Source organism: Streptomyces gottesmaniae (genome assembly GCF_031845845.1).
Taxonomy (GTDB): domain Bacteria; phylum Actinomycetota; class Actinomycetes; order Streptomycetales; family Streptomycetaceae; genus Streptomyces; species Streptomyces akebiae.
Map to the genome: position 1 here is coordinate 48,290 of NZ_JAVRFJ010000017.1, position 15,677 is coordinate 63,966.

The following is a 15,677-nucleotide window of genomic DNA, read 5'->3' on the forward strand; positions in this document are numbered from 1 at the left end:
CCTTCGTCAGCCGCTGAACTCGGCCACGTTCTGGGACGTGACCACCTTCACCGGCACCATCACCGACTTCTCGACCTTCTCGCCCTTGGCGGCCTCGACCGCGTTGCGCACCGCGATCCTGCCGAGTTCGGCGGGCTGCTGCGCCACCGACGCGTACAGCGTGCCCGCCTCGACGGCCTTCAGCCCGTCGGCGGTGCCGTCGAACCCGATGACCTGGACGGACTTGCCCGCCTTGGAGCCCAGCGCCTTGATCGCGCCGAGCGCCATCTCGTCGTTCTCCGCGAACACACCGTCGACGTCGGGGTTGGCCTGGAGGAGGTTGGTCATCACGTCGAGACCCTTGGCGCGGTCCCAGTCGGCGGGCTGCTTGGCGAGGACCTTGATGCCCGGGTAGGCCTTCAGCCCCTCGGCGAAGCCGGCGCCGCGCTCCCGGCTCGCGGAGGTGCCCGCCTGGCCCTGGAGGATGACGATCTCGCCCTTGCCGCCGAGCTTCTCGGCGAGCGACTTGGCGGCCAGCTCGCCGCCGCTGACGTTGTCGGAGGCGACGAGCGCGGCCGTGTCCGCGCCGTTGACCGCCCGGTCGACGGCCACCAGTGGGATGTCCGCCTTGTTGACGGCCTTCGCCGCCGGGGTCACCGCGTCGGAGTCCACCGGGTTGACGATGACCGTGCCGAGGCCCTCGCTGGTGAAGTTCTGCAACTGGTTGGCCTGCTGCGAGGCGTCGTTCTGCGCGTCGGTGACCGACAGGTCCACGCCCAGCTTCTTCGCCTCGTCCTGGGCACCCGCCCGGATCTGCACGAAGAAGGGGTTGTTGAGCGTCGACAGCGACAGCCCGATCTTCTCGCTCTTCGCCGCCGACGAGCCGCTGTGCAGGAACGAGGTCGCGCCCACGACGGCCGCCGCCACCACGGCCGCCAGCATGTACGTCACCGCCTGCTTCCTGCGGTCCCCGGAGCCACCGGCACCGGCCGCGACCGGCGTCGCCCCCGCCTTCCGGCGCACCGTGTCCAGCAGCACCGCCAGCGCGATCACGACACCGATGACGACCTGCTGCCAGAACGCCGACACCGACAGGAGGTTGAGCCCGTTGCGCAGCACCGCCAGGATCAGCGCGCCGATCAGCGTGCCCGACGCCTTGCCCGTACCGCCGGCCAGCGAGGCCCCGCCGATGACGACCGCCGCGATCGCGTCCAGCTCGTAGCCCTGCGCGGCCTGCGGCTGCGCGGAGGAGAGCCGCGAGGCGAGCACGATGCCCGCGGCGGCGGCGAACAGCCCGGACAGGGCGTAGATCACGAGCTTCTGCCGCTTCACCCGCAGGCCGGAGAGGCGGGCCGCCTCCTCGTTGCCGCCGATCGCATACATGGCACGCCCGATGTACGTACGCCCGAGGACCACGGCCGTCACACCGCCGAGGACCAGCATCACCAGGACCGGCACCGGCAGCCAGCCGCCGAGGTTGTCACCGAGGTGCGACACCGACTCGGGGAACGCGATCGGGCTGCCCTGCGAGATCACCAGCGACAGACCGCGCCCCACCGACAGCATGGCGAGGGTCGCGATGAACGGCGGCAGCTTCCCGTACGAGATGAGGAAGCCGTTGACGAGACCGCACGCGACACCGGTGGCGATCGCGAGGAGCACGGCTATCCAGACCGGCACTCCCTCCGAAGTGGCGCTCCAGGCGAGCACGGTGGCCGACAGCGCCGCCACCGACCCCACCGACAGGTCGATGCCCGCCGAGACGATCACGAAGGTCACACCGAACGCGAGGATCGCGGTGACGGCGGCCTGGACACCGATGTTGAGCAGGTTGTCGGCCGTCAGGAAGTCGCCGGACAGCACCGACATCCCGACGACGAGGACGATGAGCGCGGTCAGCGCGCCGTTGTCGAGCAGCAGACGGCGAAGCCCCGAGGCTCCCGAGGCGCCACTCGCGCCCGTCGAACTCTTGAGCGTGTCAGTGGCCATCGGGGGCCTCCGTTCCAGTCGCAAGGGTGTGGGGATGGGACACGGCGAGCGCCATCACCGCGTCCTGGGTGGCCTCGGCGGCGGGCAGTTCCCCCGCGATCCGCCCCTGGGCCATGACCAGCACCCGGTCGCTCATACCGAGCACCTCGGGCAGGTCACTGGAGATCATCAGCACGGCGGCACCGGCGGCCGTCAGCTCGTTGATCAGTTCGTAGATCTCGACCTTCGCGCCGACGTCGATCCCGCGCGTCGGCTCGTCGAGGATCAGCACCCTGGTCTTCGCCAGCAGCCACTTGCCGATGACGACCTTCTGCTGGTTGCCGCCGGACAGGGTGCGGACGTGCTGGTGCAGCCCCGCCATCCGCACCCCGAGCTGCTCGGCGACCCTGGCCGCGTTCACCCGCTGCCCCTTGAGGTCGACGAATCCGCCCCTGGTCGCGCCCCGCAGGGTCACCAGGCCGAGGTTCTCCTCCACGGACGCGTCCAGCACCAGCCCCTGGCCCTTGCGGTCCTCGGGCACGAGCCCGATACCGGCGGCCATGGCCGCGTTGACGTCGTCCTTGGGCACCGCGGAGCCGCCGACGCGCACGGCACCCTCGTCGTACGGATCGGCGCCGAACACGGCCCGCACGACCTCCGTACGCCCGGCCCCCACGAGCCCCGCGATCCCGACGACCTCACCGGCCCGCACCTCGAAGCTCACGTCATGGAAGACGCCGTCCCGCGTGAGCCCCTCGACGACGAGCAACGCCTCGCCCGAGTCCACCCGCTCCCTCGGGTACTGCTGCTCGATCGACCGCCCGACCATGAGCCGTACGAGCTCGTCCTCGGGCGTGGAGGCGGGCACCTGGCCGACGCTCCTCCCGTCCCGGATGACGGTCACCCGATCCCCCAGGGCGGCGATCTCCTCCAGGTGGTGCGTGATGAAGACGACGCCCACCCCGTCCTCGCGCAGCCGCCGCACGATCGCGAAGAGCTTCTCGACCTCCTCGGTCGTCAGCACGGCGGTCGGCTCGTCCATGATCAGCACGCGCGCGTCGAGACTCAGCGCCTTGGCGATCTCGACCATCTGGAGCCGCGCGATACCGAGTTCACGCACCAGCGCGCGGGGAGACACCCGCACGCCCACCCGCTCCAGCAGCCCGGCGGCCTCGGCCTCCATCCGCTTCCGGTCGATCATCCCGAAGCGGCGCGGCTGCCGCCCCAGGAAGATGTTCTCGGCGACGGTCAGATCCGGGACCAGGTTGAACTCCTGGTAGATGGTGGCGATCCCGAGCCGCTCGGAGTCCTGCGCGCCATGGATGCGCACCTCCTCGCCACCGGCCAGGATCCGCCCCGCGTCGGGCGTGTAGGCGCCGGAGAGCATCTTGATGAGCGTGCTCTTGCCCGCGCCGTTCTCACCGAGCAGGACGTGCACCTCGCCCCGGCGCAGATCGAAGTCGACGCCGTCCAGCGCCACCACACCGGGAAAGGTCTTCCGTATGCCTTCGATGCGCAGCAACTCGTCCGGGTCGCTCACGACGTGCTCCTGTTCGTTACGGGGGACTCGCCGCACGAGAGGCGTACGACGAGACGGGCGGGGAGGGTGACGGACCGCGGGGGCCGCCCCTCGATCCGGTCGACCAGGGCGCGTACGGCGGCCCGCCCCAGCTCGCCCGTCGGCTGGGCCACCGCCGTGATCGGCGGATCGGTGTGCACGAACCACGGGATGTCGTCGAACGCGGCCAGCGCGATGTCGTCCGGAACCCGCAGGCCACGCGCGCGTACCGCGTCCAGCGCGCCGAGCGCCATCAGGTTGTCCGCCGCGAACACGACCTCGGGCGGCTCGGGCAGATCGAGGAACCCCTCGGTGACCCGCTGCCCGCTCTCGGCCTGGAAGTCGCCCTGCCCGATGTAGTCGTCGGGCAGCGGCAGTCCGTGCTCGCCCAGGGCCTCCCCGAAGGCCTCGACCCGCTCCCGCCCGGTGGTGGTGGCCGCCGGCCCCGCGATGATCGCGAGCCGCCGGTGCCCGAGCCCGTACAGATGGGCGACGAGATCCCGGACGGCACCTCGCCCGTCCGACCTGACGACCGGCACGTCCACGCCCGGGATCCACCGGTCCACGAACACCATCGGTGTCCCCGCGCGCACGGCGTCGAGCATCAGCGGCGAGCCACCGTCGGTCGGGGACACGAGCAGCCCGTCGATCCGCCGGTCGAGCAGGTTCCGTACGTGGTGATCCTGCAGCTCGGGCCGCTCGTCGGCGTTCCCGATGATCACGCTGTACCCGAGCGCGCGGGCCGCCTCCTCCACGGAGCGGGCCAGCTCCGTGAAGTACGGGTTCATCACGTCGCTGATGACCAGGCCGAGGGTGTGGGTCTGGTCGGTGCGCAGGGAGCGGGCGACGGCGTTCGGGCGGTAGCCCAGCGTCTCGACGGCGGCCAGCACCCGCGCGCGTGCGTCCGCGCTGACCGACGGATGGTCGTTCAGGACCCGCGACACCGTGGCGACGGACACCCCCGCCTCGGCAGCGACGTCCTTGATGCTCGCCATCGCCGCTCCACCTCCTCGTGGAATCGATTACATCGGCGTACAGGAAGGATTGGAATCGATTACATGGCTATGGGGCAAGGGTGCGGCCGTGGCCGAAATTCAATCGTGACCGAGGGGGTGTGGCCGGGGCGCGGGCGGCGCGACCAGCCCGCCCCGGTCACCGTCCTGACCTCGGACCCCGAGGACCTCCTCATGCTGTGCGGCCCCGGCGTCCGCGTGATCAAGGTGTGACACCGCGAAGCCCGGCCTTCACCCGTCCCCGACTTGGCCCCCCCGGCACAGATCCACCTGGTCCGGCTCCGGTTTCCTCGCCGGGACGACGGTGCATGGTTCCGTAGTCGGGTCGCCGAAGGAATCGCGTTGCCGTGCGCGCATCGCAGCCCGAACGATTGGCCTGTGACGACCACTGAAGAGCAGCCCCCATGTGATGCCGTCCGACCGGTCGCGTTGGTGATCGGGGTCGGCCGGCCCGTCGGCATCGGCGCGGGCATCGCTCACCGGCTTGCCGAGGCGGGCTGGAACGTCGCCTTCACGTACTGGACGCCGTACGACGCTCGCATGGCCTGGGGCGCCGAGGCCGGTGCCGCGGACACCATCGCCAAGGCGTTGGCCGACGAACTCCTCCCCATCGAGCAGGACTTCACTCAGCAGAGGTAGGCCGAAAAGGCGGTCAGACCAGGAGGTCCTTGTAGTAGAAGCTGGCCTTCTTGTCCGTCAGGGCCTTGGATTCCTGGGAGCCGAAGCCGAGGTGCAGGCGTGCGGCGGCGGGGTTGGAGGTGTCGGGGATCTGGATGGCCAGTCCTTCCGGCTCCCGGTAGTAGAGGCTCTCGCCCGCCTTGCTGAGGCTGCGTTGGACCACGGTCCCGGTGTTCCAGTCGATCGAGGTGACGTAGGTGTTGCTCTCACTGGTCCGGTTGTCGGCCGAGTCGTACGTGTACGCGGTCCCGTCGATCGTGTACAGGTACTGGCCGAGCGTCGTGTAGCCCTGGAAGGTAGGGCCGGTGAGGACGGACGGCTGGGTGATGGAGGCCAACGTGGTGAACGTGCCGGCCCGGAAGGTCGCCAGGTCGTAGAGGCTGATCTTCCAGGTTCCGCTGATGCGATGACGGACCGCCAGTCGGCTGTTGGCGGGGTCGACGGCGATGGTGTTGTGGTCGGAGCCCGGTACCGGGTCGTACTTGGTCACGAGGTGGGAGTCCGGTGTGAGCACGGCTCCGTTGGCGAACTTGAAGCGCGCGATCTTCGTGCCGTAGCCGACGTTCTGGCTGTCGGGCACGGAGTCGGTCTCCGTCCACAGGTAGGCGCTGTTGCCGGAGGGTTCGGCGGCTATGGAGACCCCGTGGCCGAAGCCCTTCAGGTACATGCGGCCGATGATGTAGCCCTGCCAGTCGAGCCGGGTGATGCACAGGTCACCGTTGGTGCCGCGTTCCGTGCCCGTGTACGTCCGGGTCTCGCCCGGAAGTTGGCGTCCGGCATCCACCAACTGTGCCGTATACAGGTGCTTGTTGGTGTTGTCGAAGGAGAAGGACTGCAGGATCCGGGTCTCCTGCAGCAGGATCTCGCGGAACCACTCGTCGGAGTCGTCGGTCAGGTCGAAGCGCTTGGAGGTGGCCACGGCGGCCGCGGCGGTGCCGGCGCTCGAGAGGACGGCGGAACCCAGCAGGGTTGCGCCGGTGAGGCCCGCGGCGCGCTTGAGTAGCTGTCGTCGGTTCGGTCTGCCCCTGTCGGCGTTCATTCGCTGGAAGCCTCCCCCTCGTTGTGTGCAAACAGCGGCTGGATTCAACCATCTCGCCAACGGCTGCACCAGACCCGTATACGCAGGTCAGGAGCCGAATCGTGATTTCGTTCGCTCTTGTGAGACAGGTCACACCCGTAAAGGGACTGTGAAGCAAGGGTTCGTGGAGATCATCCGATTATGTGGGGCTACCTCAGTTGATGAGTGACCATTTAGCGTCCATCGATGACCTGGTCACACCGCCTGCGGTGAACGCTGTGTTCGCCCTGGCGGCAGGTTCTGTTCGTTGACGTGCCGGGGGCGTCCCGGCCGGGTTGGCTGGGGGATGGTCCGTGCGACTGACGCGCAGACGTGGCATGCGGGGTTCGTGGGGCGTGGTCGCGGCTTTGACCGCATCGCTTCTCGTGGCGCCGACGGTGGAGAGCGCGGCCTCCGCCGCCGAGGCCTCGAAGGTCTCCCGCAAGGAGCCGGTGAACGTCCCGGCCCAGGCCGCCGGAGCCGTGCCGCGCGACCGCGCGGAAGCCACCCCGACCAAGCCGGCCCGCACCGTCTGGCCCAAGGCGGCCCAGGGACGGGTGTCGTTGGCAGGGCTGAAGACGGGCAAGAAGGTCCCGGTCGCCCCCGACGGCGCGGGTAGGGCGGCGGTCTCCGTGGGCCCGGCTCCGGCGACCGCGAAGTTCCGCGCCCAGTCCTCGAAGACGTCCGTCCCCGCCAAGGTGGACGTGAAGGTGCTGGACCACGGGCGGTTGTCGCCGGTGGGCGGTGTCGGGCTCGGTGTGGAGGTCACCCGGCGGGACGGCACGGCCACCGCCGGGCCGGTGCAGGTCACGTTCGACTACTCCGGTTTCAAGTACGCCTATGGCGGCAACTTCGCCTCCCGGCTGCGGCTGGTGTCCCTGCCCGCGTGCGCGCTGACCACCCCGAAGGCGAAGGGCTGCTCGCCCGGCAAGACCAAGTCGGTGCCCGTCTCCAACGACGCGGCCAAGGGCGTGATCACCGCGACGGTGCAGGCCGACGGAGACCCGACGGCCGAGCGTTACCCTCTCGACACCGCAGGCTCGGGCCTGTCCCGGTCGGCCCTGGCGACCACCGCCTCCTCGGCGACCGTGTACGCCCTGACCTCCGGCTCGTCGTCCGAGGCCGGTGACTACCGTGCCTCCTCGCTGAAGCCGTCCGGGTCATGGAACGTCTCCACCGGCTCCGGTGCCTTCACCTACAACCTGCCCGTCCAGATCCCCGGGCCGCCCACGGGCAGCGCGCCCGCGCTGTCCCTGTCGTACAACTCCCAGTCCGTCGACAGCATGACCTCCGCCCAGAACAACCAGGCCAACTGGGCCGGCCTGGGCTGGGAGCTGAGCGGTACAGGCTTTATCGAGCGGCGCTACCGCGGATGCCAGAACGACGGCACCGGCAGTGGCTGGGTCGGTGACCTGTGCTGGGACTCGCCGAACTCGGAGAACGAGCCCGACGGGGCGATGTACGTCATCAGCTTCAACGGCGTCAGCTCGATCCTCGTGCAGGACGGCAACGGCACCGGCTCCTACCACGTCAAGGACGACCCGGGCTGGCGGGTGCAGCACCTGACCGGCGGCCACGGCTCCGACGACGAGTACTGGGTCATCTCCACCCAGGACGGCAAGCGCTACTACTTCGGCTGGGGCCGCTCCGAGCGCACGAACGCCGCCACCGACTCCGTGCTGACCGTGCCGGTCTTCGGCAACGACCCGGGCGAGCCCGGTTACAACGGCGGCACCGGGGTCAGCAAGCAGGCCTACCGCTGGCAGCTCGACCGTGTCGTCGACGCCGGCGAGGTGGAGACGGCCTACTTCTACGACAAGGAGCAGAACCACTACCGCTCGGTGCTGCTCGGCGACCAGGCCCGCGCCTACGACTCGGGTGCCTACCCGGTGCGCATCGAGTACGGGTGGGCCTCGCAGATTTCCGGCGCGCAGTTGCCGGCCAAGGTGGACCTGCGTTACGTGGGCCGCTGCGTGGAGCGCATGGCGGACAAGGATCCACTGGCCAGTGAGCCCGCCGACTGCCCCGCCATCTCCACCAATCCGGACTCCTATCCGGATGTACCCACGGACCTGATGTGCGACGGCACGGCCGCCGACAACGGCTGCCGGACCATCACGGGTGAGACGTACTCGCCCACCTTCTTCGCCACGAAGATGCTGTGGGACATCAAGACCTTCGTGCGGGACAACGACGCCTCGCCGTGGGACCCGGCGATGCAGTACCAGATGAAGTACGGACTGCCCAACCCGGAGGGCACCGTCGACAACACCCTGTGGCTGGACTACATCCAGCGCAAGGGCTACGGCGACGGCGACGACATCACCCTGCCCACCATCAACATCAACGGCGAGTGGCGGGACAACCAGCTCGGCGGCGGCGTCCTCAACTTCCGCCGCGTCACGCAAATCCACGGCGACCTCGGCTCGTTCGTCAACGTCACCTACCGCGACTACGACGTCCAGGACGCCTGCGACCTCAGCAACCCGCCCAGCGAATCGAACAACACCCAGGCCTGCTTCAAGCAGAAGTGGGTGCCCGAAGGTGCCACGGAGGAACGATCCGGCTGGTTCAAGAAGTACGTCGTCGCCAAGGTCAGCGTCGATCCGGGACCGGGTTCGGGCGCGGGCAACGACGGCGACCCGGTGATGACCACCACCTACGACTACGTGGGCAAGCCGGCCTGGGCGTTCCCCAACGACCCGCTCACCAAGGACGAGGACGAGTCCTGGACGGAGTGGCGCGGTTACCAGCAGGTCGAGGTCCACACCGGAACCAAGTCCAACGCCGCCTCCACCTACCACTGGCTCTACCGCGGCATGGACGGCGACCGCACCTCCAAGACCGACCCGACCGCCACCCGCTCCGTGACCGTCGACGACGGCGACAGCGGCCGCCCGCCGGTCACCGACCACGCCTGGCTCAACGGCCAGGTGCTGGAAACCAGTAACCGAGACGGCTCGGGCCAGTCCCACAGGCGCATCTGGCACGAGTACTGGACCTACAACACCGCCCAGTACGACGGCCTGCCCGACGCCCGCTTCGTACGCGAATCCAAGACCACCACCCAGGAGTTGACCTCCACGGGATGGCGCGAGCACGTCGTCAAGGACGAGTACGACACCGCAGAGCCCGCCAGCACCACATACGGCCTGCCGCTGCGCACCAACGACTGGGGCCTGTCCGACACCGACGACAACCGTTGCACCACCTACGGCCGCGCCTACAACACCGACTACTTCCCCGACTCGCCCGTGCAGCGCTGGATGGTGCTGCCCGACGAGACCCGACACTACGCCGCCGACTGCGCCGCCCGAGCCTCCTCCAACCAGGACGCCTACACCGTCACCCTCTACGACGGCGCGACCTCGGTGGACACCAACAAGCCCGGCGACGGCAACCCGACGACGGTGCGCAAGTACACCAACGCCACCAACTACCGCGAAACCAGGGCCTCCTTCGACCAGGCCGGCCGGCAGCTCACCGCCACCGACGGCAAGCAGAACACCACCACCACGACCTACCAGCCGGCGACGTCCTGGCCCGTCAACGGCGTGAAGGTCACCTCACCCGACCCCGACGGCACGGGACCCGGCACACCCCACTCCACCACCACCTGGTACTCCCGCCTGTGGGGTACCCCCTACCGGATCCAAGATCCCAACAACCGGACCACCCGCATCGTCCACGACTCCGTCGGCCGCACCGCGCAGGTCTTCCAGCCCTCCAGGATCGCCGCCTACCCCGACGGCACACCGTCGATCGCGTTCGAGTACACGCTCACCACAGCTGACAACAGCGAAGGCGTGCCCGACCTGGTCTCCACGGTTCCTCCGAAGGTCACCACCAAGACGCTCGTCGATTCCAGCGGCAAGACACAGACCGCCTACACCTACCTCGACGGCTTGGGGCGCACCCGGGAAACACAGGTCCCGGCACCCACCGGGACGGGACGCACGGTCGTCTCCACCCGTTACGACACCTCGGGCAACGTCACCGGGACCAGCGCACCCTTCTACAACTCCGCCACCGCCGGCTCCGGCATGGTCCTGCCGACCGTGGACACCCTTCCCTCCTACACGGACCTGCTGATCGACTTCGCCGGCCGCACCACCGAGTCGCGGATCACTGTGAAGGGCCAGCCCCAGGCGCAGGGCCAGACGATCACCAACTACCACGGTGACTACACCACCACAGTGCCCGCCGTCGGTGAGCGCACCAACACCTACACCGACGTCTTCGGGCAGGTCAGCCGGGTCGTGGAGTTCGGCCCGTCGACGTACTCAACCACCTACGAGTACACCCGCAGCGGGAAGCTGTCGAAAATCACGGACTCCAAGGGCAACGTCACCACCTACACCTACAACTGGCTCGGCGAGCGCAACGGCGGCAAGGACCCCGACTCCGACCCCAACGGCATCGCCGCCACCACCTACGACGCCAACGGCAACATAGCGACGTCCAAGGACGGCAACGGCACCGTCCTGACCCACACCTACGACAATCTCAACCGCCCGCTCACCGTGCAGAACGGGTCGACGGTCCTGACCCGCACCACCTATGACACCGCCCCGGGCGGCATCGGGGAGCTGGCCACCGCCACGTCCTATGCGGGCAGCCACGCCTACACCACCGCCGTCAACTCCTACGACGCCGACGGCAATGTGCAGGAGACGCAGACCACCGTTCCCGCCGACGGCTCCGGCCTGCAGGGCACCTACGCAACAGGCTTCACCTACAACGCCGCCGGTCAGCAGACCAGCGTGACCTACCCCGCCGCCGGAGGTCTGCCGACAGAGACGGTCACCACCCAGTACGACGCCTTCGGCAACCCCGAAAAGCTCACGAGCAGCCTGAACAACACCGTCTACGTCGACTCCACGGGCTTCGACAGCCTGGGCCGCCTGACCGACCGCACGTACGGCACCACCGCCACCACAGGAACCACAGCCCGCCGCGTCTACACCTACGACGACGCCAACGGCACCGGCTGGCTCAAGAACATCACCACGACCACCAGCACCAAGGGAACCGTCCAGAACGACGACTACCTTCGCGACAACGCCGGGCAAGTCACCGACCTGGCCGACCGGATCACCGGCCAGCACCAGTGCTCCACCTTCGACGAGCTCAACCGGCTTTCACGCGCCTGGACCACGGCCGCGACCGGCGGCTGCGCCGGCCCCTTCACTCCCGACCTCACGACCGGTAAGAACCCCTACCAGCTCGACTACTCCTACGACGGCATCGGCAACCTGCAGAAGGTCACCAGCACCACGGCCACCGGCAGCAGCGTCCGCGACTACGCCTACCCCGGCTACTCCGCCGACCAGTCCACCTACACCCCCGGCGCTCCGCGCCCGCACGCCGTCACCACGGTCAAGACACCGGCCGGCACGGACAGCTACACCTACGACGACGCCGGCCGGATGAAGAGCCGCACCGTCGCAGGAGCCACGACCAACTTCGTCTGGAACGAACGCCACCAGATATCCGCCACAAGCGGAGCCGTGACCGCCAGCTACGTCTACGACGCGGCAGGCGCAGTCCTCCTGCGCAAGTCGGCCACCGAAATCGTGCTCTACCTCGCAGGCCAGGAGATCCACAAGACCCCCGGAGCCGACCCGAGAGCCACCCGCTACTACGGCGCGGGCACCGCAACCGTGGCCACCCGCACCGCGACGAGCACCAGCAGCAAGCTGACCTGGCTCCTGTCCGACAACCAGGCATCGACCCAGCTGACCGTCGACACTTCTACGGGCACGGCCGAGCGCCGCCGCTACCTTCCCTTCGGCGCCCAGAACGGCGACACCGATCTACCGGCCGCCACCGACCGCGGCTTCCTCGGCAAACCCGAGGACGACGCCACCGGCCTGTCCATCCTCGGCGCCCGCATGTACGACCCCCAGCTCGGCCGATTCCTCAGCCCGGACCCGCTGGTCACGCCCTACGCACCACAGAACCTCAGCTCTTACTCCTACTCGGTCAACAACCCCGTTGCCTTCAGCGACCCGACGGGACTGCGTCCCGACGGCGCTTGCGGCGGTGCCAGTTCCTCCTGCAACGGAGGAACGGAGACATGGACCCAGACCAACGGCGAGTGGACCTGGAACTATGAGCGGGCGGTGACCAGCCTCAACACGGGTGCCACCACCTACAGCACCATCAGCTACACGTTCGGCAGTGGTACCAGCCACTCCAGCCGCACGGTCGCGCCACCGGCGCCCGAGAGCATCGGATCGACGAGCACCACGAAGAGCCCGTCGGCCTGGGCCATGGCCCTTGACGTGGGCAAGGCCCTCCTGCTTCCGGACACCGAGGAATGGGAGGCCTGCGCCAAGGACATCGGGTTCAATTCTCACTGCGGGTGGGCCCTCACGGACCTGCCTTGGCTCAAGGCCGGGAAGCTCTTGAAGCTGAAGAAGCTTGACGACGTAGTCGACTGCACAAGGTGCTTCCTGGCGGGGACCGATGTGCTCATGGCCGACGGCTCCACGAAGAACATCGAGGACGTCGAAGTCGGCGACGAAGTTCTTGCGACCGACCCGGATACGGGCGAAACAGCACCGCGGGAAGTGACGCGCCTCATCGTCACGGAGGACGACAAGCACTTCAACGAGCTGTCGATCGCCACGGACGAGGGCATCGAAAAGATCACGGCGACCCACGAGCACCCGTTCTGGTCGCCCTCACAGAAGCACTGGGTCGACGCCCAGGACCTCAAGCCCGGCATGACCCTCCTCACCGATGACCGCGACACCGTCATCGTCACCCACAACCGCTCGTACATGCAGCACGCCACCACGTACAACCTCACGGTGGATGACCTGCACACGTACTATGTGTTGGCGGGCGAGACGCCGGTTCTGGTTCATAACTCCGGTCCGGGGTGTGGATCCGTGTGGCTCGATTCGAACAGGGTGCCTCATCATTTCAAACATGCTGCCGACTTCGGGATCACTGCGAAGGAGAGCAAGGCGAGCAAGCAGGCATTCGTGAACGCCTTGGAAGGCTTCGTTAAGGATCCAGGGAACGTTCAGATCGCGGGAACGTATCGCGGGACCCCTGCCCGGCACTATGTGGATCTCAATACCGGTCGTCACGTCTCGGTGGACATTGATTCGGGTGAGATGCTGGGAGCCTGGAAATCGGATGTGAATTCAGACCAGTTCTGGTACCTGACCATGCAAGGGAAGCTGTAAATGGCGACGTTGGAACCCTTCTTGGTGCTTGCGGAGGCTGTATCCGAAGGGCGAATCTCTCCCTCAGAGTTCTCCCTTGTCTGCCTTCCCCTGTACAAGGGGTATGGCGGCCCGTATCCGACAGCCGAGCAGTATGAGGCGGCAACAGATCTCTTCTATGTCGCGCACGACTACGACTCAGCTGGTATCGGTATGCCTGACCTGCTGAACGGTGACCAGGTTCGACTGAAGGCGGCTGATATCGCGCGGCGAATGCGGATGCTCCTGCAGTAGCCAGATTCGAACAAGTCGCGTTGGCAGAGGAATGGGTGGGTCCCCCGGCTCGGAGGCCGGGGGGCCCACCCATGGTTGTTTGACGGCAACGCTGACGGCAACGTCAGCGGACGATGCCTGCCGAGGGCGGCGGCTCTTCGGAGTCCTCGTCCTCGGCCAACATGCTGCCCAGAGTGTCGAAGGTCGTGGAAGCGGATGCGCCGGAGTCCGGCCTTGCGGAGGAGCGTGGTGAAGGTGCGGGTGATGTTGGTCGGGTCGATCGGTCCGCCCTGGGGAGTGGTGAACACGTGCCCGTTGTGCTGCCACGTGGTGCCTGCAGCCTCACGCTCGCGCTGCTGCTGTTCGTGGTGGAGCTTCAGCGACTGGAGGCAGCGGTTGGGAGGGCGATGCGGCACAGCCGGTCAGCAGGGTGACTCGCCACAGTTCGAGCCGGTCCCGGAAGCCGTCCGGGTACCTCGCCTTGGTCCGGGCAGGCCCTGCAGGCGGCCGGACCGGGTGCGAGCCGACATCCGGGGCGTTTGCGGTGCGGGACGACGAGCCCGGTGTTGATGTACGCGCCGTCGCCGAGGACGGTCACCCCTTCGCAGTGCCGGGCCAAGCCGGAGTCGCGCCAGGCCTTCGCGTCAGCGGTGTTGCCGGGCACCGGGCGGGCCGCGGCGACGGCGAGCTTGGTGTCGGCATAGATGATGACCTGCACGTTCGCCGAGAACCGGTAGTTGCGTGAAGACGCCCCGGTCTTCCGGTCACGGACAGGGATGAGGGTGCCGTCCACGATCCACAGCCGTTCCACCGCGTTTGCCGGACGGGCTGCCGGCTCGATGGCCGGCAGCGGCCGCAGCCGTTGGATGACCCGGCACACCGTCGCAGGCGAGCATCCGAACAGCGGGGCGAGCTGCCGCATGGTGAGGTTCGTGCGGTAGTACACGGCGACCAGCAGCACACGGTCGGCCAGCGGCAGGCACCACGGACGGCCGCCACCGGGCCCGTTCCTGCCCCGTTCACGGACCACCTTCAGCAGCCGCTCGAACTGCCGCATCCGCAGTCCCGTGAACGTCTCCACCCACAACGGCTGAGCCCTCAACACCCCACGCATGCAAGGGAAATGCCCGCTTCGCAGCCTTCTGCAACACGCTTTAGCCGGAGGCGCAGTCGCATGCAGTACGTGCAGCCCGGCCGCCAGAAGACGACGGGTCGGCCGTCGACCGCGCTGCGGCGTTGTGCCTCTTGCGCGGCGATGGACTTCGGGAAGATCAGGGGCGAGTTCACGCCTGCGAGCGCCAGGAATGCCGGCAGGAGCGCTGCGGCTGTGCCGGGGTTCCCGTTGACCATCTGCGCAGTCACGACGGCTGAGCCGCAGAGCACGAGCAGCATCGGCAGGATCCAGGCGCGCATCATGGTGACGCAGCCTATCGACGAGTCGAACTGCTTCCCGTCTCCCAAGGACGCCCTACGCCGCCGCCAGCTCGCACCACACGTATTTGCCCGGTTCGCCGAACCTGGCCGACGGCATCCACCCCCAGTACCTCGTGCAGGCCACGACAAGCCCCAGCCCCCGCCCGCTCTCCCGCTCGCCCACCCGCTCCAGCGGCTGTGGCGGTTGCGGCGGTTCGGGATCGGCGTCCCACGCCCCGATCCAGACCACGCCCTCCGCCGACCGCCGCACCCGGAGTGCGGCGGGGCCCTTCGTGTGCCGTACGGCGTTGGAGACGAGCTCGGTCGCGAGCAACTCCGCCGTGTCCACCAGCCCGATGAGACCGTGCATGGTGAGGATCAGCCGCAGGGTGCGACGGCAGATGGTGACGGCTCTGAGGTCGTTGGGGATCTGGAGGGTGTAGTCCCAGGTTTCGGGCATGGGTTGTCAACTCCGTTGGCTGAGGGGGGATTGAGGCGCGGTGGCATTGCCGGCGCCGTCGTGGCAGGACGGGGCGGTGCGCTTCCGTAGCGTGTTC

8 protein-coding genes and 3 pseudogenes are annotated in these 15,677 nt (G+C 68.2%); 4 read left to right on the forward strand and 7 right to left on the reverse strand.

The window, feature by feature from the left end; all coding sequences use genetic code 11:
• Window positions 1–6: 6 nt before the first annotated feature.
• Genes RM704_RS20355 through RM704_RS20365 form a run of 3 tightly spaced genes read right to left on the reverse strand, consistent with a single transcriptional unit; the run spans window position 7 to window position 4,500 of the window.
• A complete protein-coding gene (locus tag RM704_RS20355) occupies window positions 7–1,968 on the reverse strand; it encodes an ABC transporter permease/substrate-binding protein (RefSeq protein ID WP_033531325.1) in 1,962 nt (653 codons plus the stop codon).
• The gene (locus RM704_RS20360) at window positions 1,958–3,487 is read right to left on the reverse strand and encodes a sugar ABC transporter ATP-binding protein (protein WP_033531326.1); all 1,530 of its coding nucleotides are present in this window, start codon (window positions 3,485–3,487) and stop codon (window positions 1,958–1,960) included. Before RM704_RS20360 ends, RM704_RS20355 begins: the two co-directional genes overlap by 11 nt.
• The gene (locus RM704_RS20365) at window positions 3,484–4,500 is read right to left on the reverse strand and encodes a LacI family DNA-binding transcriptional regulator (protein ID WP_033531327.1); all 1,017 of its coding nucleotides are present in this window, start codon (window positions 4,498–4,500) and stop codon (window positions 3,484–3,486) included. The genes RM704_RS20360 and RM704_RS20365 overlap by 4 nt, the downstream gene beginning before the upstream one ends.
• Before the next feature lie 147 nt (window positions 4,501–4,647).
• Between RM704_RS20365 and RM704_RS20370 the strand changes: the two are divergent.
• Both RM704_RS20370 and RM704_RS20375 read left to right on the forward strand, forming a co-directional pair.
• Window positions 4,648–4,731, forward strand: a pseudogene (locus RM704_RS20370) (DNA-binding protein); the annotation flags it as partial.
• A 165-nt stretch (window positions 4,732–4,896) separates the two neighbouring features.
• Window positions 4,897–5,115, forward strand: a pseudogene (locus RM704_RS20375) (SDR family oxidoreductase); the annotation flags it as partial.
• Window positions 5,116–5,170: 55 nt separating this feature from the next.
• Here the strand turns inward: RM704_RS20375 and RM704_RS20380 are convergent.
• On the reverse strand, window positions 5,171–6,235 hold the full coding sequence (locus RM704_RS20380; RefSeq protein WP_033531329.1) for a phage baseplate protein: 1,065 nt from the start codon (window positions 6,233–6,235) through the stop codon (window positions 5,171–5,173).
• A 356-nt stretch (window positions 6,236–6,591) separates the two neighbouring features.
• On the opposite strand from RM704_RS20380, the gene RM704_RS20385 reads away from it, so the two are divergent.
• Window positions 6,592–13,455, forward strand: a complete 6,864-nt coding sequence (locus tag RM704_RS20385; RefSeq protein WP_078937428.1) for a polymorphic toxin-type HINT domain-containing protein — start codon at window positions 6,592–6,594, stop codon at window positions 13,453–13,455.
• Entirely contained in the window at window positions 13,456–13,728 is a 273-nt protein-coding gene (locus tag RM704_RS20390; protein ID WP_033531330.1) for a hypothetical protein, read from the forward strand.
• Between the two features lie 355 nt (window positions 13,729–14,083).
• Here the strand turns inward: RM704_RS20390 and RM704_RS20405 are convergent, their stop codons facing one another.
• The 3 genes and pseudogenes from RM704_RS20405 to RM704_RS20415 form a co-directional block, all read right to left on the reverse strand.
• Window positions 14,084–14,821 (reverse strand): transposase family protein, encoded by a 738-nt coding sequence (locus RM704_RS20405; protein ID WP_438828931.1) that lies wholly within the window; start codon window positions 14,819–14,821, stop codon window positions 14,084–14,086.
• Window positions 14,822–14,850: 29 nt separating this feature from the next.
• A pseudogene (locus RM704_RS20410) lies at window positions 14,851–15,123 on the reverse strand (hypothetical protein); the annotation flags it as partial.
• 52 nt (window positions 15,124–15,175) lie between these two features.
• Complete coding sequence (locus tag RM704_RS20415) at window positions 15,176–15,580, reverse strand: ATP-binding protein (RefSeq protein WP_033531331.1); 405 nt, start codon at window positions 15,578–15,580, stop codon at window positions 15,176–15,178.
• Window positions 15,581–15,677 lie beyond the last annotated feature (97 nt).